At 71.5% G+C, this 17,103-nt stretch carries 19 protein-coding genes; 7 read left to right on the forward strand and 12 right to left on the reverse strand.

Annotation, left to right across the window (positions count from 1 at the left end):
* Nucleotides 1–76: 76 nt before the first annotated feature.
* Together ACSHXN_RS36985 and ACSHXN_RS36990 are read right to left on the reverse strand one after the other, a co-directional pair.
* Nucleotides 77–1,798, reverse strand: a complete 1,722-nt coding sequence (locus tag ACSHXN_RS36985; RefSeq protein ID WP_438305338.1) for an MFS transporter — start codon at nt 1,796–1,798, stop codon at nt 77–79.
* Nucleotides 1,799–1,878: 80 nt separating this feature from the next.
* Entirely contained in the window at nt 1,879–2,322 is a 444-nt protein-coding gene (locus ACSHXN_RS36990; protein WP_438305341.1) for a MarR family winged helix-turn-helix transcriptional regulator, read from the reverse strand.
* A 200-nt stretch (nt 2,323–2,522) separates the two neighbouring features.
* On the opposite strand from ACSHXN_RS36990, the gene ACSHXN_RS36995 reads away from it, so the two are divergent.
* Together ACSHXN_RS36995 and ACSHXN_RS37000 are read left to right on the forward strand one after the other, a co-directional pair.
* Nucleotides 2,523–3,107 carry a TetR/AcrR family transcriptional regulator gene (locus tag ACSHXN_RS36995; protein ID WP_355139703.1) on the forward strand — a complete coding sequence of 195 codons (585 nt, stop codon included), beginning with the start codon at nt 2,523–2,525 and terminating at the stop codon, nt 3,105–3,107.
* 88 nt (nt 3,108–3,195) lie between these two features.
* Entirely contained in the window at nt 3,196–3,717 is a 522-nt protein-coding gene (locus ACSHXN_RS37000) for an NAD(P)H-dependent oxidoreductase (protein WP_438305343.1), read from the forward strand.
* 216 nt (nt 3,718–3,933) lie between these two features.
* Here ACSHXN_RS37000 and ACSHXN_RS37005 read toward each other — a convergent pair whose 3' ends face one another.
* The 8 genes from ACSHXN_RS37005 to ACSHXN_RS37040 are packed head-to-tail and all read right to left on the reverse strand — an operon-like array spanning nt 3,934 to nt 10,061.
* A complete protein-coding gene (locus tag ACSHXN_RS37005; RefSeq protein ID WP_181922964.1) occupies nt 3,934–4,080 on the reverse strand; it encodes a hypothetical protein in 147 nt (48 codons plus the stop codon).
* A 42-nt stretch (nt 4,081–4,122) separates the two neighbouring features.
* Nucleotides 4,123–4,329 (reverse strand): hypothetical protein, encoded by a 207-nt coding sequence (locus ACSHXN_RS37010; RefSeq protein ID WP_355139699.1) that lies wholly within the window; start codon nt 4,327–4,329, stop codon nt 4,123–4,125.
* Between the two features lie 18 nt (nt 4,330–4,347).
* On the reverse strand, nt 4,348–4,935 hold the full coding sequence (locus tag ACSHXN_RS37015; protein WP_355139697.1) for a DUF5947 family protein: 588 nt from the start codon (nt 4,933–4,935) through the stop codon (nt 4,348–4,350).
* Complete coding sequence (locus tag ACSHXN_RS37020) at nt 4,932–5,483, reverse strand: NifU family protein (RefSeq protein WP_355139695.1); 552 nt, start codon at nt 5,481–5,483, stop codon at nt 4,932–4,934. Before ACSHXN_RS37020 ends, ACSHXN_RS37015 begins: the two co-directional genes overlap by 4 nt.
* Nucleotides 5,476–7,269 (reverse strand): nickel-dependent hydrogenase large subunit, encoded by a 1,794-nt coding sequence (locus ACSHXN_RS37025; RefSeq protein ID WP_355139693.1) that lies wholly within the window; start codon nt 7,267–7,269, stop codon nt 5,476–5,478. Before ACSHXN_RS37025 ends, ACSHXN_RS37020 begins: the two co-directional genes overlap by 8 nt.
* Before the next feature lie 37 nt (nt 7,270–7,306).
* Nucleotides 7,307–8,386 (reverse strand): hydrogenase expression protein HypE, encoded by a 1,080-nt coding sequence (locus tag ACSHXN_RS37030; RefSeq protein WP_355139691.1) that lies wholly within the window; start codon nt 8,384–8,386, stop codon nt 7,307–7,309.
* A complete protein-coding gene (locus ACSHXN_RS37035) occupies nt 8,383–8,928 on the reverse strand; it encodes a hemerythrin domain-containing protein (RefSeq protein ID WP_355139689.1) in 546 nt (181 codons plus the stop codon). The genes ACSHXN_RS37030 and ACSHXN_RS37035 overlap by 4 nt, the downstream gene beginning before the upstream one ends.
* Complete coding sequence (locus tag ACSHXN_RS37040) at nt 8,907–10,061, reverse strand: hypothetical protein (RefSeq protein WP_383358268.1); 1,155 nt, start codon at nt 10,059–10,061, stop codon at nt 8,907–8,909. Before ACSHXN_RS37040 ends, ACSHXN_RS37035 begins: the two co-directional genes overlap by 22 nt.
* Nucleotides 10,062–10,312: 251 nt before the next feature.
* Between ACSHXN_RS37040 and ACSHXN_RS37045 the strand changes: the two genes are divergently transcribed.
* The 3 genes from ACSHXN_RS37045 (at nt 10,313) to ACSHXN_RS37055 (ending at nt 12,038) form a co-directional block, all read left to right on the forward strand.
* Complete coding sequence (locus tag ACSHXN_RS37045; RefSeq protein ID WP_438305347.1) at nt 10,313–10,741, forward strand: phage holin family protein; 429 nt, start codon at nt 10,313–10,315, stop codon at nt 10,739–10,741.
* Nucleotides 10,742–11,043: 302 nt separating this feature from the next.
* Complete coding sequence (locus ACSHXN_RS37050; protein WP_355139685.1) at nt 11,044–11,253, forward strand: hypothetical protein; 210 nt, start codon at nt 11,044–11,046, stop codon at nt 11,251–11,253.
* A 50-nt stretch (nt 11,254–11,303) separates the two neighbouring features.
* Nucleotides 11,304–12,038 carry an SOS response-associated peptidase gene (locus ACSHXN_RS37055; protein WP_356114462.1) on the forward strand — a complete coding sequence of 245 codons (735 nt, stop codon included), beginning with the start codon at nt 11,304–11,306 and terminating at the stop codon, nt 12,036–12,038.
* Nucleotides 12,039–12,083: 45 nt separating this feature from the next.
* Here the strand turns inward: ACSHXN_RS37055 and ACSHXN_RS37060 are convergent, their stop codons facing one another.
* Together ACSHXN_RS37060 and ACSHXN_RS37065 are read right to left on the reverse strand one after the other, a co-directional pair.
* A complete protein-coding gene (locus ACSHXN_RS37060) occupies nt 12,084–12,788 on the reverse strand; it encodes a YqjF family protein (protein ID WP_356114461.1) in 705 nt (234 codons plus the stop codon).
* A gap of 135 nt (nt 12,789–12,923) precedes the next feature.
* A complete protein-coding gene (locus ACSHXN_RS37065; protein ID WP_438305350.1) occupies nt 12,924–13,826 on the reverse strand; it encodes a universal stress protein in 903 nt (300 codons plus the stop codon).
* Nucleotides 13,827–14,183: 357 nt separating this feature from the next.
* Here ACSHXN_RS37065 and ACSHXN_RS37070 point away from each other — a divergent pair, with 357 nt between their 5' ends.
* Nucleotides 14,184–15,212: a hydroxyacid dehydrogenase gene (locus tag ACSHXN_RS37070; RefSeq protein ID WP_355139677.1), complete on the forward strand. Its 1,029-nt coding sequence runs from the start codon at nt 14,184–14,186 to the stop codon at nt 15,210–15,212.
* Nucleotides 15,209–17,098 carry a DUF2264 domain-containing protein gene (locus ACSHXN_RS37075; RefSeq protein ID WP_438305351.1) on the forward strand — a complete coding sequence of 630 codons (1,890 nt, stop codon included), beginning with the start codon at nt 15,209–15,211 and terminating at the stop codon, nt 17,096–17,098. The genes ACSHXN_RS37070 and ACSHXN_RS37075 overlap by 4 nt, the downstream gene beginning before the upstream one ends.
* Nucleotides 17,099–17,103: the final 5 nt, after the last annotated feature.

The raw sequence follows: 17,103 nt of genomic DNA on the forward strand, positions 1-17,103 counted from the left end.
GACGGGAAGCCGCCGTCGGCAGTCGAGGATCCGACTGCCGACGGCGGCTTTCGTCCGGCCGGTTCGCGGGCCCGGCTCAGGCGGGGCTGTTGCGCAGCTCTGTGAGCGTCGCCGCGGTGAGCGGCCGAGGGCTGTGGTCCGGATCGACGAGGACGACGGTGCAGTCGGCCGCGTGGGTCAGGGCGGTGGTGAAGCTGCCGTCGGCGAACTGGGCGAGCGGACCCCGTGGAGAGCGCCCCACGGCGACGGTGCGGGCGTGGACGTCGGCGGCGTGCTGGGCCAGGACCCGGCCGGCGGCCGCGTGGTCCCCGACGCTGGTGAGGATCTGGCCGGTGGCGGGGATGCCGTGTGCCGCGAGGCGGTCGAGGTGGACGGTCACCGCGGCGCGCGCCTGCTCGGTGTCCTCGGTGTCGACGGCCTGTTCCTCGACGACGGCGGTCTGCTGCACATGGACGACCTCCAGCGGGCTGCCTGCGTCACGGGCGAGCTGTGCCGCGGCGTCGACGATGACGGCGGCCCGGTCGTGTGCGCCGACGGCGACGATGAGCGGAGGTGTGCCGGGCGCGGCCGCGGGGCCGACCGGGGTGAGCGTCGCGGTGACAGGCGGCCCGTCCCCGGTGCGCTGTTCGGCCTGGCGGAGCAGGCGGTGCCCGGTGGCCAGGACGGGAATGGCGAGCACGAACGTCGCCGCGCCGACGTAGAAGGGGACGCTCAGATCGGTGGCGTCGGCGAGCTTTCCGGCGACGTAGGGGGCGAGGCCGCCGCCGATGAAGCGCAGGAAGCCGTAGGCCGAGGAGGCCACGGGACGCTCGACGGGGGAGACGAGCATGACGGCCTGGGTCGTGAGGGTGTTGTTGATGCCGATGAAGGCGCCGCTGACGATGACCGCCACGATGACCACGGCCGGGGTGCTGACGCCGGCGGCGATGACGGCCATCACGATGCCGAGGCCCAGCAGGTTGGCGTACAGGACCGGGGCCGTGCCGTAACGGGCCTGCAGGCGCGGCGCGAAGAAGACGCTGAAGGCCGCCACCAGCAGGCCCCAGCCGGTGAAGACCAGGCCGAGCTGATGAGCGTCCAGCTCCATGGGGTAGGGGGCGTAGCCGAGCATGGTGAAGAAGCCCCAGTTGTACAGCAGGGCCATGATGCCCATGGTCAGCAGTCCGCGGTGGCGCAACGCCTTGAGCGGGGCGAGGGGTGAGGTCCGGTGTTGCGGTTTGGGCAGGGAGGGGACGAAGGCGATGGTCGCGGCCAGGGCGATCGCCATGAGGACGGCGACCCCGAAGAAGGGCCCGCGCCAGCTGATGGCGCCCAACTCGCCGCCCAGCAGCGGGCCCACGGCGATACCGAGGCCCAGGGCCGTTTCGTACAGGATGATCGCGCCGCCGAAGCCGCCGCTGGCCGAGGCGACGATGACGGCCAGGGAGGTGGCGATGAAGAGCGCGTTGCCGAGCCCCCATCCGGCGCGGAAGCCGACGATGCCGTTGATGGAGCCGCTGGTGCCGGCCAGTGCGGCGAACACGACGATGATGATCAGGCCTATGACCAGGGTGCGCTTGGCGCCGATGCGGCTGGACACCCAGCCGACTATCAGCATCGCCACCGCGGTGACGATCAGGTAGCTGCTGAAGAGCAGGGAGACCTGGCTGGGTGTGGCGTGCAGGCTCTCGGCGAGGGCGGGCAGGATCGGGTCGACCAGTCCGATGCCCATGAACGAGATGACGCAGGCGAACGCGACGGCCCAGACGGCCTTGGGTTGCTTGAACGGGCTGGCGGCCGTCCCGTGCGATGCACTCATTGCAGTGTTCTCTTTCGAGCGGAGTCGTTGAGTTCGAGAGGTGTCGGGAGTGCGCGTGATGGGGGTGGAGGAGGCAGGGGTCAGGAGCGGGCTTGGCGCTGCTGGATCGCCCGGGCGAGAGCCGGAAGTGCGGTCTTGACCGCACGCTGCTCGGGACCGGTCAGTTCCTCGACCAGTTCCCGCAGCGCCTCGGCGTGCTCGGTGCGGCGCTGCCGGAAGACCTCGAGGCCGGTCTCGGTGGCTTGGACCAGTACGCCTCGCCCGTCGCTGCTGTCGGCGACGCGCCGCACCAGGCCGGCGCGCTCCATACGGGTGACGAGCTGGGTCATGTTCGGCTGGGAGACCCGTTCGGCCCGGGCCAGTTCGGTCAGCCGATACGGACCCTCGCGGCTCATCCGGCCCAGGGCGGAGGCTGCCGCGACGCTCAGGCTGGCGGTGGTGGCGCTGGAGCGTACATAACGCACCAGCTGCTCCACCGCGATCATCAGGTCCTCGGGTGATGCCGCGGGGGTCTCAGAGTCCATAACCCGATTATGCATAACCGCATTATGCATCTAGGTGTAGTGCGAAACAATAGTTCGGACGGGCCATGCCGCACAGATGGGGCCGCGCCCGCCCGCCGGCGTTCCGGGACCCGTTCGGGGCTTCCGGAATAGACAGACCTGTCTGTAAGTTTGTGCAGGTGCCCGAACCGTCGGGCCCCGCTCGGAACGAGGTGACCGTCATGCCCGCCACAGTGAAGCGACTTCCCGCCCGGGAACGGATCCTGAGCACGGCCAGTGATCTGTTCGCGGCGCACGGGCTGCGTGGAGTGGGCGTGGACCGCATCATCGCGGACTCGGGCGTCGCCAAGGCCACCCTGTATGCGCACTTCCCGTCCAAGGACGCCCTGGCGGCGGCGTATCTGCGCCGTACCGACGACTCCTGGCGCGGCAAGCTGCGCCGGGCGGCACTCGCCGCGGGAAGCGACCCCCGTGAGCAACTGGTCGGCATGTTCGACGCCGTCGCCGAGTCCTACCGCCGCCACGGCTTCCACGGTTGCCCGTTCATCAACGCGGCCGCCGAGAGCGAGCCGGGCAGTGCGCCGTACACCGTGACGGTCGAGCACAAGCAGTCCGTCCGCGACTGGGTGCGCTCCCTGGCGGAGGAGGCCGGCGCCGAGGACCCGGACGAGTTGGCGCTTCAGCTCACGCTGCTCATCGACGGCACGCTGGCGGCGGGCAAGCTCGAGCAGAACCCGGCCATGCCGACGGCCGCCAAGGCCGCGGCGCGCGCCCTGGTCGACCTGGCCGCACCCGCCCGCCGCTGATCCCCGAACCCGTCCCCCGGCCCGGCGCCGGGGGACGGTCCGACCCCTCGACAAGACAGACCTGTCTGTCCGAATGGAAAGAACGACCATGACAGTCCGCACCCTGGTCCTGCTCGCCCATCCCGACCTGCGCCGGTCCCGGATCAACTCCGCGCTGGCCGACGCCGTACGGGACCTGGACCATGTGACGCTGCACGACATCCACGCGGCCTACCCCGACCGGATCATCGATGTGGCCGCCGAGCAGCGACTGGTGCGCGAGCACGACATGATCGTCTTCCAGTTCCCCTTCCACTGGTACTCCGTCCCCGGCCTTCTCAAGCAGTGGCTGGACGAGGTGATGCTGCGCGACTTCGCCTACGACTCCGGACCGCTGCTCCGGGGCAAGACCCTCCAGCTGGTCACGTCCACCGGAGGCGTGGAGGAGGCCTACCACCCCGGCGGATTCCATCGCTTCACCATGGCGGAGCTGCTGCGGCCGCTGGAACAGACCGCCCACCGCATGGGCCTCGCGTACGCGGAACCCCTGGTGCTGCACGATGCGCGCGGCACCGAGGAGCTCGCCCTGCACGCCAAGCGCTACCGCGAACTCCTGGCGAGCTTCGGCTGAGCGCCGCCCGCCGCATCCACGATCGCCGGGCCGGGGGAGGGGCCGGGACCGGCATACACGATCGACGTCCCGCACACGGCCGCGCGGATGGGCGTCCGGCCGCCGGCGACGGGACGGAGCGCCGACCGCCGCCCACGCGGGCGGCGGTCGGGGAACGACGCCGGGCCGCGCAGCAGTGCTGCGCGGCCCGGCACAATGCGCCCCGTGGGCGGGTGGTCAGCGGCGGCGCCGGGTGACGCCGGGCAGTCCCACCATCCGCCAGATCCTGACTTCACGCACCAGCCCGGGCATCTCCCTGAGCAGCACGGCGGTCGCCAGGCCTGCCACGAGCAGCGCCTCGGCGATCAGTACTCGCTTGGCCATGTTCGTACTCCTAGGTCGTCGTCTGCGCTCGTGAGTGCCGTGTCACCCCGGGGGGAGGTTCGGCATGGTCCTCGCGATCGCGTTGTGCTTCCTCCAGTGGATTCCGGTCGAGCGCCGTGCGTCGGCCGTCCCGTCCTTGTGATGCCCGGTCTGACGGCTGTACGGGCCCAGGTTGCCCTGGTGCAGTCCGGAGACGTGGGTCGGTGTATCGGGCCGCACGTCCGGCTTGCCCACTCGGATGCTTCCCATCGTCCGCTCCTTGCCGGTCTACGGTTGTTCGGTCAGTTCCGCGAAGAACTGACCGACGGCCGGCCATACCCGGCTGCCGCCGGACAGGCCCCGCCACTCCCGCCGTACGATCGCCACCACCCGGAAGCAGTCGTCGATCGGGGTGATCCAGTGCTCCCGTGCGGAGTGCGCCGTGTTCACCAGCAGCGCCTCCACGTCGGGTTCCAGGGTGGCGAGCGGCTGGCAGTCCGCGACGACGTCACTCCATGCCTCCGGGTCCGCCTCCCAGCGGGTGGCACCGGCGGGGCTCGGATAGTGCGCGGTCACGGTGCCGTCCGCGCGCCGCACGAAAAAGGCGAGCCCCACGGGGACACCCAGCCCCCGAGTACCCACCGGAGGCAGGCGTACCCGCCGCTGCGGCACCAGCCGGTACCGCCCCTCGCTCGCCCCCGCCTCGTTGAAGAGCAGGGAGCAGGGCCGGCAGGCGCACAGCACCTCCTCGCCACCCCCGTCGAGCAGATGGCGGTGTTCGGAGGGGACGTCCGCGCCGCACAGGTCGCAGCGCTCCACGTCCGTGCGCCGGTCGGCGGCGGAGCGGATGACACGGGCGAGCGCGCCGGAGGTCATGACCGGTCTCCGACGGACGCCGCACGCAGGGTGAGTGCTTCGAGCGGTACGAAGGTGCTCGGCCGGCCCTCGGGCCCCGGGGCACGCTCGACGCCGGAGAGTTCGGGGGCCAGGGTGAGCACGGCCTCACGGACCGCACTCTCCAGTTCGGTGGTGGAGGAACCGCATCCCTTGGCGGCCAGTCGCACCCGTGCGACGCCTTCCTCCACGCCCATCAGCTCGACGTCCCCGCCCCGCTCGCGTACCGAGGGGCGAAGACCGGCGACGGCACGCTCGGCCCGGCGCTCGGGAGGTTCGGGGTGGATGCCGTGGAGCACGAGGAGGTGGCCGATGAGGTCGTCCCCGACCAGGCGCTCCACCAGGTGGGGGTGCGCGCCGTCCATGACCCGGGCCAGGGCCTCACCGTAGACCGCGGCGAGGACCTGCACCGCTTCGATGGCCGCGCCGGTCATGGGGCCGGGAGCGCCTTCCAGTTGCTCGAGCAGCAGGTCGAGCCGCGCCAGTCGCTCCGCGACCGTCGCCTCGTCGAGCCGTGCGGTCTCAGGCATGGGCCGCTCCGTACGTGGGCGAGTGCAACTTGGTCAGCGTGTTGTTGTTGCCGAGGTACATGTGTACGCCGCAGGGCAGACAGGGGTCGAAGCTGCGGACGGTGCGCATGATGTCGACGCCCTTGAAGTCGTCGGGACCGTTCTCCTCGAAGATCGGCTGACCCATGACGGCGTCCTCGTACGGGCCGGGGGTGCCGTACATGTCCCTCGGACTGCCGTTCCACGGTGTCGGCGGGTAGGGGTGGTAGTTCGCGATCTTCTTGTCCTTGATCACCAGGTGGTGGGACAGCACACCGCGCACCGCCTCGTGGAAGCCGCAGCCGATCGCCTCGTCCGGTACCTCGTAGTTCTCGAAGACCTTGGTCTCGCCGGCGCGGACGAAGCCCATGGCCTTCTCCAGGAAGTAGAAGGCCATGGCGGCGGCATACGCGACGAAGTACGGCCGGGCCCGGTCGCGCTCGATCGTGTTGCTCCACTGCGGGATCTTCCACTCCAGCGTCATCTCGGGCAGTTGCTCGCTCTTGGGCAGCGAGATCTGCACGCTGTGCCCGGTGGCCTTGACGTACGGCGTGTCGACGAGGCCGTTGAGCGCCGTCGACCACAGCCGGGCCAGCGGGCCGCCGCCGGTGTCGAGGGCGAGGTGCTCCTCGCTCCTCTTGTCGTACCAGCGTGGGCTCATCACCCAGCTGTAGTTGCCGCTGAAGTCGCGCTTCTGCGGCATGGGGACCGTGGTCTGGTTCCAGGGGTGGCGCATGTCGACGGCGTTGCCCAGCGGATCGTGGGTGACGAACGCCTGCTCGTTGACCCAGTCCTCGTAGTAGGAGCTGCCCAGCAGCACCCGGATGCCCAGGTTGATGTCGACGAGGTCGTTGGTGAGGAGCTTGCCGTCCACGACGATGCCGGGGGTGACGTACATCGCCTTGCCCCACTCGCTCATCGTCTCGTAGCGGTAGTCGCAGACGTCCGGGTTCTGCCAGGCGCCCCAGCAGCCCAGCAGGATGCGGCGGCGGCCGACCTCCTCGTAGCCGGGCAGCGCGTCGTAGAAGAAGTCGAAGACGTCGTCGTTCATCGCGACGGCCTTCTTGACGAAGTCGATCACGCGCACGAGACGGGAGAGGTAGTCGGTGAACGTGGTCGGCTCGGGCATCGTGCCCACGCCGCCCGGATACAGGGTGGACGGGTGCACATGGCGCCCTTCCATCAGGCAGAACATCTCCCTGGTGATCCGGCTAACCTTCAGCGCCTCCTTGTACACCTCGCCCTCGAAGGGGTTGAAGGCGCGCATGATGTCGGCGATCGTCCGGTAGCCGTGGATCGCGCCGTTGCGTGCCTCGGTGCGTTCGGCCTTGGCCAGCACGCTCGGGTTCGTGGACTTGACCATGGCCTCGCAGAAGTCGACGAAGACCAGATTGTCCTGGAAGATCGTGTGGTCGAAGATGTACTCGGCCGCCTCGCCCAGGTTGACGATGGTGTCGGCGAGCATCGGAGGCTTGACGCCGTACGCCATCTGCTGGGCGTAGTTGGAACACGTGGTGTGGTTGTCGCCGCAGATTCCACAGATGCGTGACGTGATGAAGCCCGCGTCGCGGGGGTCCTTGCCTCTCATGAAGACGGAGTAGCCGCGGAAGAGCGACGAAGTGCTGTGGCACTCCACCACCTCCCGGTTCGCGAAGTCGATCTTCGTGTAGATGCCGAGATTGCCGACGATCCGCGTGATCGGATCCCAGGACATGTCCACGATCTGCGCGGGTTTGCGCTTGGCGCCCCGCGCCTCGGTTGCCGTCATGTCCGTGCTTTCCTCACTCTCTTTCGCTGGGTGTGTCTCAGGGGCGCCAGTGCGCGTCGTAACCGCTCGTCAGCTCGGCCTTGGGGTGACGCCACTTGGGCTCGCGGTTGACGGCCATGTTGGTGATGCCGCGCAGTCGACGGATGACGGCCCCGTAGGGTCTGATCAGCGCCGCGGAGAAGGTGGCGCCCGTCGGTTCGTCCATGAACGGCATGAAGGCGTCCGGGAAACCGGGCATCGTGCAGCCGATGCAGATACCACCCACGTTCGGGCAGCCGCCCACGCCCGACATCCAGCCGCGCTTGGGCACGTTGCAGTTGACGACCGGACCCCAGCAGCCCACCTTGACCTGGCACTTGGGGGAGTTGTAGTCCTTGGCGAAGTCGGCCTGCTCGTAGTAGGCGGCGCGGTCGCAGCCCTCGTGCACCGTCTTCCCGAACAGCCACTGCGGGCGCAACATGTGGTCCAGCGGGGGCGGCGGTGCCGACCCGGCCGCGTGGTACAGGAGCCACGTCAGCGTCTCCATGAAGTTCTCCGGCTGGATCGGGCAGCCCGGAATGTTCACGATGGGCAGCGCGCCCTGCGATCGGAAGTCCCAGCCCAGGTAGTCGGCCAGGCCCATGGAGCCGGTCGGGTTGCCCGCCATCGCATGGATCCCGCCGTAGGTGGCACAGGTCCCGACCGCGACGACGGCCCACGCGCGGGGCGCGAGGTGGTCGATCCACCAGTTGAGGGTGAGCGGCTTGCCGGTGTCCGGGTCGTTGCCGAACGACGTCCAGTAGCCGTCCCCCTGAATGATCTTCTGGTTGGGGATCGACCCCTCGATCACCAGGACGAACGGCTCCAGCTCGCCCCGCGCCGCGGCGCGGAAGGGCGCGAGGAAGTCCTCGCCGCCCATGGCGGGTGAGAGCACCTTGTTGTGCAGGTTCACCTTGGGCAGGCCCGGCACGAGTCCGAGGACGATGTCCTCGATGGCCGGCTGACCGGCGGCCGTCATCGAGATGGTGTCGCCGTCGCAGCTCATGCCCTCGGAGATCCACAGGACATGGATCTCGTCGAAGCCGTTTCTCTGATCGGCCCTGTCGGGGGGTTGGCTGACCTTCGTGGTCCCGCTCATGTGCTCGGCCTCCCTTGCAGTCGGTCCCGGAGTCGGTCGTAGGCCGCGGCCACCGGTCCGGCGAACGCCAGGGCGGGGGGCTCGACGGGCGCGTTGGGGTGTGGTCGGGTCGGGGCGGTCTGCTTGGCCCGTGCGAGGAGCCGCCCCAGTTCGTCGAGTTCTCGCTGGGAGACCGCGTCCCGGAGGCGGGGCATCAGCTCGCCCTCCTCCTCGCGCAGGTGCTCCTCGATCTCCTGGCGCAGCCGCGCGACGAGTTCGCTCTCGCGTGTGTCGTCCTCGCCGAGCCGGTCGAGGGCCAGCAGGGTCTTCTCCGCCGTGATGTGCTCGGCCAGATGGTCGTCGATCACCTGTTCCGCGTCCGGGAGCACCTCCCTGGCCAGCGGGTACACCATCAGTTCCTCGACCGTCGTATGCCTGGACAGCTCCCGTACGAGGATCTCGACCACGGCGCGGCGCTGCGGCCCGGAGGCGGCGGCGTGATAGTCGCGGAACAGTTGCTCGACCACACGGTGGTCGTGCTTCAGCAACTCGATGGCGTCCATGACACCCTTCCCGGTCCAGGACGGTGATCGTCCGCCGGCCCGGCGGGGCGGTCGGCTGCGGGAGCCAGCGAGCGGATGGCGCCGTGCAGCCGGGCCATCACCTCCGGCGGCATGGCCTCGACCCGGTCCAGGATCAGCGCGGCCCTGGGATCGGTGGCGCGCGCCTCGCGCTTCTCGTCGTCCGTGAGCACCAGGGTCCGCAGAGTCAGAATCTCGTCGATCTCCGCGGCGTCATGGAGGTCGCCCGGGCTCTCGGGCGCCACCTGGGGATGGTCGGGCAGGATGATCGGGGACGACAGCACAAGGCCGTCCGACCCCTCCGCGCCCGCCAGTACCGGGAACGTGTGCAGATTGGCGCAGTCACGGGTGTGCTCCGCGACCTCCTCCGGAGGGTCGATGGAGGAGAAGAAGGCGACCTGCTCGCCGCCGATGAAGGTGTGCGTGGCGATGAGGGCATGGGCCAGGGCCTCATCGCGTCCGGACTCGGCGGGCACGCCGCCGCAGGTGTTCTCGGTGCGCACCCGCAGCCGGTGCAGTGCTCCTGGGCCGGGGAGCCGCTCCGCGCGCAGTGTCGTCCTGGCCAGGACCGGACGGCGCCGGCGCACCAGGCGACCGGCACCGCCGGGCAGTTCCTCGGTCTCCTCGCCGGCGGGGGCACCGAAGTCGAACTCCCTTTCCCTGCCCACGAGATCGTCCAGCGGGACGACGAAGTCCCGCTCGCGGGGCACCGCTTCGTCGAACGCCAGATACACCGCCCCCGATGCCTCCACGGAGTCGGCCGGTACGTAGTGGCCCTCCTCGGTGCGGCGCTCCACGGCCCTGTGCTGCATCTGCAGGTAGCGCACCCGTACGCGGACCACCGCGCCGGGCTCCGCCCTCAGCAGGCACTCGGTCTGCTGCCGCCAGGCCTCCACGGAGCCCGAGATGCTCGGTGCCACCGGACCGTGTGCCTCCGCCCAGGCGCGCGGAGCGAGGATGCCGAACTGCCAGCGCACCCGGTTCTTGGCCGACGACCGCCGGTACGGATAGAGGAGGTAGCCCTCGTAGAGGACGGCGTCGGCGACCGCGCACGCCTCATCGACCGCGGAACCAGCCGCTCGCGTGCCTCCGGACGTCCGGTCAGGGTCGCTCACCGTCGCTCCTCACTCACAGCGTGTCCATATTGCAGTGGTTTACAACAATCACACCTTTTTTTGGCGGCGGCTCGTATTGGCGGCGGACGGGTGAGAGACGCGTCGGGCGCAGGCCGGAGCAGGCCGCGGGACCGGCGATCGATGCCGTGTCGGTGGGGTGTGAGGGGGTACTGCGGGAGTGGACTCCCGGCTGTCGGCCCAGGCGTCGAGAGGCACCGAATGCGATGCGCTAGGAGACGGAGGCGGCGGCGATGGGCATGCAAGGCGACGGCTCGTCGGACCACAGGAGTCCGGTGGGCGATGCGGCGGCCCGCCTGGCCCAGGACACCGCGCAGTTGGCACGGAACGAGCTGCTCGCGGTGGAGAGCGAGATCAGGGCCGCGCTGCGGCGCATCGGCGCGGGCGGAGCGCTGTCGGGCGCCGCCGGGGTGTGCGGTGTCCTGGCGCTGTGGTCGGCGCACGAGACGCTGTTGCAGTCGCTGGAGCCGATCCTGCCGGGCGCTCGCGCATCCGCCGTGCTCGGCGGTGCCTACGCCATGGGGGCCCTGGCCCTCGCCCAGGCTGCGCGCAGGCGCCTGTGCGCCGTGCCGGGGCGGCCGGCGGACGCCATCGACCAGACGGACAAGTCCGCCGCGCGCACCGAGCCGGGACCGGCCCACCGGGGTGACGGCCCCGCATAGACGCACCGTCGGCGGGATCAGCCGCCCGATCGCCACCGTCGGTGCCGGACCGTCCGCCGGCGACGCCCGAACGGCCGACCCTGCCGCGCCGGCACCTCGCCCGTTCCGCCAACCGGGTGGTCGCGAGGCGCTCGTCGCGGCGCGTACGAGGGGCGCGGGACACCTGAATGCCGTCGCAGTGGCAGTCTGCGGGCGCGGACCGAGGCCGCCCCGGCGGGCCACGGCCTTGCCGGGCGGCACCGTGCTCGCGCGCCGCGGGGGCCGTCGGCCGCTTCGCAGCGCGTACGGAAGGAACGGTGCTCGTGGAGACGATCCCCATCGACTCGGCCCATCCGGCCGGTGCCGGCGGCACGGTCACCGAGTCGGCGTACCGGCGCGTTCGAGCCGCGCAGGGCGGGAGCACCGCGGTCGGTGACGCAAGCGCCTGGGACCTGTTCCGTATGGCCTTCGCCTCCGTCGCCCCGCCCGGAGGCCGTCCGCTCTCCGCCCCAGGAGGCAGCGGCCATCCGTGATCCCGTCCGGGAGCCGGGTGCTGCCTCACCGTGCGTGCCACAGTGAGCCCATGTGCGGTCGCTATGTGTCCACCCGCAGCCCCGAGGACCTGGTCCGCCGCTTCCACGTCACCGACTGGAACCGGGAGGACGTCCTGGAGCCGAGCTGGAACGTGGCGCCGACCGACGAGGTGTGGGCGGTGCTGGAACGCGCGCCTCGCGGCGGCGGCACCGTCCGGCGGTACCTGCGCCCGTTGCGGTGGGGGCTGGTGCCGTCCTGGGCGAAGGACGCGAAGTCCGGCGCCAGGTTGATCAACGCGCGGGTGGAGACGGTCGCCGAGAAGCCGGCCTTCCGCAGCGCGTTCGTCAAGCGGCGCTGTCTGCTGCCCGCCGACGGTTTCTACGAGTGGCAGCAGATCCGGGCGAGCGACCGGTCGAAGGCCCGCAAGCAGCCCTACTTCATCAGCCAGGAGGACGGTGAGGTGATGGCCCTCGCGGGGCTCTACGAGTTCTGGCGCGACCCCTCGGTGGCCGCGGACGACGACCCCGCGGCCTGGTGGACGACCTGCACGATCATCACCACGGAGGCCACCGATGCGGCCGGCCGCATCCATCCGCGGATGCCGCTCGCGGTGGCACCCGACCGGCACGACGCCTGGCTTGCGCCGGAGCACCGGGACCCGGACCGGCTGCGTGTCCTGCTGACCCCTCCGGCGGACGGCCGCCTCGACGTGCGCCCCGTGTCCACCGCCGTCAACGACGTCCACCACAACGGCCCCCGGCTGCTGGACCCGGCCGCGCCGTAGCCCGGGGCGGGAGGACCGGCGGCGGCGGTCCCGGCCCGGCGCCGTTCAGCCGCTCCGCGCCGGCCGCGGCAGCGCGAAACGCACCGTGTGCACCTGGGGCGAGAAGTGCACCACGGCGGGCCCCGAAGGAGGCGGAAGCCCGGCCGCCGTCGTCAGCGTCTGGCGGAGGTCCACCACCTCGGCGCGGCACAGCGTCCACGGCTCGTGGTCCACGGTGGTCCGCCACAGCACGGGCCCGATACGGGTGAAGGCGTGCCATCGGGAGGTCAGCCACAGATCCCTCGCGTCCGGGGTGAAGGGTCCGCCCGGACGGACGGTCAGGCGGTAGGACGGAAAGCCTCCGCGGCGTACGCCGGCGTAGCGCACAGCACCGTCCTCGTGGCGCACCTGGAGAACGCCGAGATGACACGGCGCCCCGATCAGCCAGGCCGCCATCATCGCCCGCGCGGTGACCTCCACGGACAGGAACCACACGCCGTCCAGGCCATCGCGACGGCGCACAAAGGTGCGCAGGTTGGTCTCCGCGAAGGACAACGGAGCGGACGGCAGAACGCCCGGGCGCAGGGCCGCCATCACGAAAGGCGTGAATCCCACCCACGCCGCGCCGTCGTACGTGTCGACCGTCAGGCCCGGGGGCAGCAGCGCCTGAACGAACCGCGGTTCGTAGGGCCAGTGGACGAAGGTCTGACTGAGCCACCGCGCCTTGAGCACGGGCAGGACGACATGTCGCCCGGTGGTGCGCGACACCATGGGTCCAGCCTACGCACGCCGCCGGTCCGGGGCGCGGGGCGCGGACGTCGTTCGGGTCGTCCCCGGCACACAGGCCCGCGTTCGGCTCCCGGCGGACGGACCGGGACGGGACACCCGCCCGTCCCCGCGACGTGCTCAGGACCGGTGCCGGCCGCCCGGGGCGACCGGCAGCGGCACGGTGACGACGGGACAACGGGCCTGGCGCAGCACGCCCTGGCTCACCGAGCCGAGCAGCATGCCGGTGAATCCGCCGTGGCCCCGCGTGCCCACCACCAGGGCCAGCGCGTGGGCGGAGGCATCGGTCAGCACGGTCACGGGATGGCCGTCGACCACCTCGTGGTGCACCTCGACGTCCGGGTGGGCGGCGCGGGGACCGGCCACCGTGCCGGACAGCAGCCGGTCGCTCTCCCGCTGCGCCGTGTCCGCGTCGGCCCCCGCAAGCGGGCCGGGATGCCGCACATGGAGCGCCCGCACGGTCGCGCCCCGCAGCGCGGCCTCCTCGAAGGCGAAGTCGACGGCCGCCGCGGAAGGTGCGCTGCCGTCCACACCGACGACCACGTACCCGGGCTCCTCGGTGGGGTGTTCCGGCTCGGGCACGACGACCACCGGGCAGTGCGCATGGGAGATGACGGGCAGGGCGACGGATTCCGAGCCGAACATCTCCCGTATCCGGTTCAGATGCCATGAGCCCAGGACGACGGCCGTGGCCGCGCGACTCTGTTCACGCAGGACGGGCACCGGGTTACCGTCCGCCAGCAGTCCCGACACCCGGATCCGGGGCTGCCGCCGCTCCGCGAAGGCCACGGCCGTCTCCAGCACATGACGGCCGGCCTCCTGGAGCGCCCGATCGCGCACCTGCCAGGACTGCGGAAGCTCCCATCTGCGGAACTCCGTGGTCGGCACGGTGTCGGCGTGCACCAGACGCAGGGGCACCCGACGGTGTGCGGCCTCGTCGGCAGCCCAGGCCAGCGCCACCCGCTTCGCCGGGTCGGGATCGACACCGACCACGATCGGCCGGCGGTCGTCCGGTCGGGTCATCGCCATCTCCAGCCGCTCGTACCGGGACGCCTGCCTCGCCCGAGGCCCGGCCCCTCCCGTTCCGGGCGCGTACCCGCCGGGTCGGGCCACCGGCGGTGCACCTCCGTCCCCACCAGTCTGGACGGCGACCGTTGCGCAGGCATGGGCGGCGGGTCCGGATCCTCGGCGCCCGGGGCTCCACCGTGTGAGCGGACGTCCGTCGAAGCACGCCCGGACGTTCCGCATTCCTTGGGCTGTCCCTTGACCGCTTCCCGTCCGGGCCGTGAGGATTCCCGTGACCCGCACAGACCGTGTCCGCACGGACACACAGGTGTCCCATGTGCACCGCACCACCGAGTCAGGAGTTGCCGCGCCCACATGACCCGCTCCCAGCCCGGTCCCGCGCCACGCCCTCGCGCCGCCCTCGCCATGTCCCGGGAGGCCGCGGCAGCCGTCCTCGACCGCGAGTCGCTGGCCGCCCTCGCCGCCGTCTGCGACCTGGCACTCCCCGTCCTCGACGACCTCACCACACCCACGGCCGTCACGGTCCTCGCCGATGTCGACGTTCTGGTGACCGGCTGGGGCTGCCCTCCGCTGGACGAGTCCGTGCTGAGGTCGGCACCCCGGCTGCGCGCGGTCGTGCACACCGCGGGCAGTGTGCGGCACCACATCACCGAAGCCTGCTGGGAGCGGGGCATCGAGGTGTCCTCCGCCGCCGCGGCCAACGCCGTGCCGGTCGCCGAGTACACCCTCGCGATGATCCTGCTCACCGGCAAACACGTCCTCGAACGCGCCCGTGACTACCGTGCGTCCCGCAGCAGCGACGACTGGCTGGGCACCCCGCGCACCGTCGGCAACTTCCGCCGCACGGTGGGCATCCTGTCGGCATCACTCATCGGGCGCCGTGTCATCGAACTGCTGCGCCCCCACGACCTCGATGTGCTCCTCCACGATCCGTACGTCTCCGAAGCCGAGGCGGCCGGACTCGGTGTGACCCGCGTCGGGCTGGACGAGCTCTTCGCGCGCAGCGACACGGTCAGCGTGCACACGCCGCTGCTCCCCGAGACCCGCGCTCTGGTCGGCCGCGGACTGATCGAGTCGATGCGCCCCGGCGCCGTTCTGATCAACACCGCACGCGGAGCGATCGTCGATCAGGGCGCACTCGCCGAGGCCGCCGCGGCGGGCCGCATCCGGGCCGTCCTCGACGTCACCGACCCCGAAGTACTGCCTCCGCACCACCCGTTGTGGGAGTGCGGCAACGTGCTCATCACCCCCCACCTGGCCGGTTCCCAGGGCAACGAGTGGCGCCGGCTGGCCGATCTCGCCCTCGCCGAGACCGCGCGCTGGGCCTCGGGTGCCGGATTCCTGCATCCCGTACGACGCGAGAGGGCGGCGATCCAGGCATGAACACCCCCTTCGAACTGCCGCCGGAGGACCGCGGGTCGAGCCCGTACACCGGGTACACCCGCGCGCACTGGGAGGCCGTGGCGGACGGGCTGCTGGCCTCCGCGTGGCGCTGGAGCACACCCGGTGACGCCCTGCTCCACCTGCCCGGACGGCCGTCGCGCTCGGGGGTGCGCTCCGACGGCCTGGAAGGTTATGCCCGCACGTTCCTCGCCGCCGCGTTCCGCGTGGCGGGCGCGGACGGGGACGATCCGCACGGATGGCTGGAGCGGTACGCGCGCGGACTCGCCGCCGGCACCCGCACCCCGGGCCGTGACGACACCGAGTCCTGGCCCCTGGTCCTGGACCACGATGTGCAGGGCCAGCCGATGGTGGAGTCGGCTTCGGTCGCGCTCGGGCTGCGGCTGACCGCCCCCTGGCTGTGGAAGAACCTCGATCCCGGCGTCCAGGACCGGGCGGAGCAATGGCTGCGCAGTGCGCTGCGCCACTCGCCCGCACCGAACAACTGGTACCTGTTCCCGTTCACCGTCGCCGGGTTCCTGGAATCGGTGGGCCGCGGGGACGCGGAGACCGCGGCGGCCCGGCAGCGCGCGGTGGACCTGCTGGAGGGCTGGTACCGCGGCGACGGCTGGTACACGGACGGGGACCACCAGGCGTTCGACCACTACAACGGCTGGGCCCTGCACCTGTATCCGATGCTGGACGCCCACCTCGCAGGGGACGGCGAGCGGTCCGCCCACTACGGCGCCCGGCTGCGCGAGCACCTCGAAGGGTTCTCGCTCCTGTTCGGCGCCGACGGCGCACCGCTGCACTTCGGCCGGTCGCTCGTGTACCGGTTCGCCGCCTCGACAGCCGTCGCCCTGGGTGCGGTCACCGGACACACCCCGCTGACCGCGGGCACCTCCCGGCGGCTGACGAGCGGCACCCTGCGCTACTTCCTGGACCGAGGAGCGCTCACCGGGGACGGTCTGCTCAGCCTCGGCTGGCACGGCCCGCACGAGGCCACGCTCCAGGCCTACTCCGGTCCCGCCTCCCCCTACTGGGCGTCGAAGGCGTTCGTGTCCCTCCTGGCGCCTGCCGGTCATCCGCTGTGGACGGCCAGGGAGGAGCCGGGGCCGGTCGAGGAGGCCGATCGGGTCCTCGCCCTGCCCGCACCGGGACTCCTGGTGCAGGCGACACGTGCCGACGGGACCGTACGGTTGCACAATCACGGCAGTGACGACGTACGCCATCACGAGGGCGAGGCGGCGGACGGGAACGATCCGCACTACGGGCGGCTCGCGTACTCCACCCGCACCGGGCCCACGGCGCCCGGGAACGTCGCGGACAACCACTTCTCGGTGGTGGTGAACGGCCGGGCAAGCGTCCGGCGCCGCATCCACCCCCTGGGGGCGGGGCACGGCGAGGGATGGGGCTGGGCCGCGTCCTGGCACCGGCCCGTCTTCGTCGCAGGCCCGCCGATGGTGCCGGGCCTGCGGGTGGAGAGCGTCACGGTGGCGCGGGGCCGGTACGAACTGCGCGTCCACCGCGTGGTCGGCGCCCCGGACGGAGCGCGGGTGCGTCTCACGGGCTGGGCCACGGGGCCCGATGACACCGCGGTCTCGGCGCTGCACGGGCTCCACGGCTGGGACGACGGCCACGAATCACTGCGCGCGCCCCAGGGCACGGCCTGGACCCGATGGGCCCACGTTCCTCGTCTCGGCGGGCGGACCGGCGGCACGTCGGTGCATGTGTGCCTGGCCACCCTGACCGCCGAAGCCGAACCCACGCCTCTCGTGGACGCCGTCACCGCCGTGGCGGTCGACGGCGACGGCGTCGAGGTGACGTGGGCCGGCGACGGGGCACGCTCGGTGGTCCGGTTCCGGCCGATGAGCGTCTCACTGCTGTGAGCGGA

It is taken from the genome of Streptomyces sp. HUAS TT11 (assembly GCF_051553595.1).
In the GTDB taxonomy this organism is placed as follows: domain Bacteria; phylum Actinomycetota; class Actinomycetes; order Streptomycetales; family Streptomycetaceae; genus Streptomyces.

Coding starts and splice junctions, on each gene's coding strand:
- ACSHXN_RS36995 (WP_355139703.1), top strand. CDS start 2,523: ATGCCCGCCACAGTGAAGCGACTTCCCGCCCGGGAACGGATCCTGAGC.
- ACSHXN_RS37025 (WP_355139693.1), bottom strand. CDS start 7,269: ATGACGGCAACCGAGGCGCGGGGCGCCAAGCGCAAACCCGCGCAGATC.
- ACSHXN_RS37045 (WP_438305347.1), top strand. CDS start 10,313: ATGGGCATGCAAGGCGACGGCTCGTCGGACCACAGGAGTCCGGTGGGC.
- ACSHXN_RS37035 (WP_355139689.1), bottom strand. CDS start 8,928: ATGGACGCCATCGAGTTGCTGAAGCACGACCACCGTGTGGTCGAGCAA.
- ACSHXN_RS37005 (WP_181922964.1), bottom strand. CDS start 4,080: ATGGCCAAGCGAGTACTGATCGCCGAGGCGCTGCTCGTGGCAGGCCTG.
- ACSHXN_RS37010 (WP_355139699.1), bottom strand. CDS start 4,329: ATGGGAAGCATCCGAGTGGGCAAGCCGGACGTGCGGCCCGATACACCG.
- ACSHXN_RS37015 (WP_355139697.1), bottom strand. CDS start 4,935: ATGACCTCCGGCGCGCTCGCCCGTGTCATCCGCTCCGCCGCCGACCGG.
- ACSHXN_RS37020 (WP_355139695.1), bottom strand. CDS start 5,483: ATGCCTGAGACCGCACGGCTCGACGAGGCGACGGTCGCGGAGCGACTG.
- ACSHXN_RS37060 (WP_356114461.1), bottom strand. CDS start 12,788: ATGGTGTCGCGCACCACCGGGCGACATGTCGTCCTGCCCGTGCTCAAG.
- ACSHXN_RS36985 (WP_438305338.1), bottom strand. CDS start 1,798: ATGAGTGCATCGCACGGGACGGCCGCCAGCCCGTTCAAGCAACCCAAG.
- ACSHXN_RS37070 (WP_355139677.1), top strand. CDS start 14,184: ATGACCCGCTCCCAGCCCGGTCCCGCGCCACGCCCTCGCGCCGCCCTC.
- ACSHXN_RS37065 (WP_438305350.1), bottom strand. CDS start 13,826: ATGACCCGACCGGACGACCGCCGGCCGATCGTGGTCGGTGTCGATCCC.
- ACSHXN_RS37030 (WP_355139691.1), bottom strand. CDS start 8,386: ATGAGCGGGACCACGAAGGTCAGCCAACCCCCCGACAGGGCCGATCAG.
- ACSHXN_RS37000 (WP_438305343.1), top strand. CDS start 3,196: ATGACAGTCCGCACCCTGGTCCTGCTCGCCCATCCCGACCTGCGCCGG.
- ACSHXN_RS37055 (WP_356114462.1), top strand. CDS start 11,304: ATGTGCGGTCGCTATGTGTCCACCCGCAGCCCCGAGGACCTGGTCCGC.
- ACSHXN_RS37075 (WP_438305351.1), top strand. CDS start 15,209: ATGAACACCCCCTTCGAACTGCCGCCGGAGGACCGCGGGTCGAGCCCG.
- ACSHXN_RS36990 (WP_438305341.1), bottom strand. CDS start 2,322: ATGGACTCTGAGACCCCCGCGGCATCACCCGAGGACCTGATGATCGCG.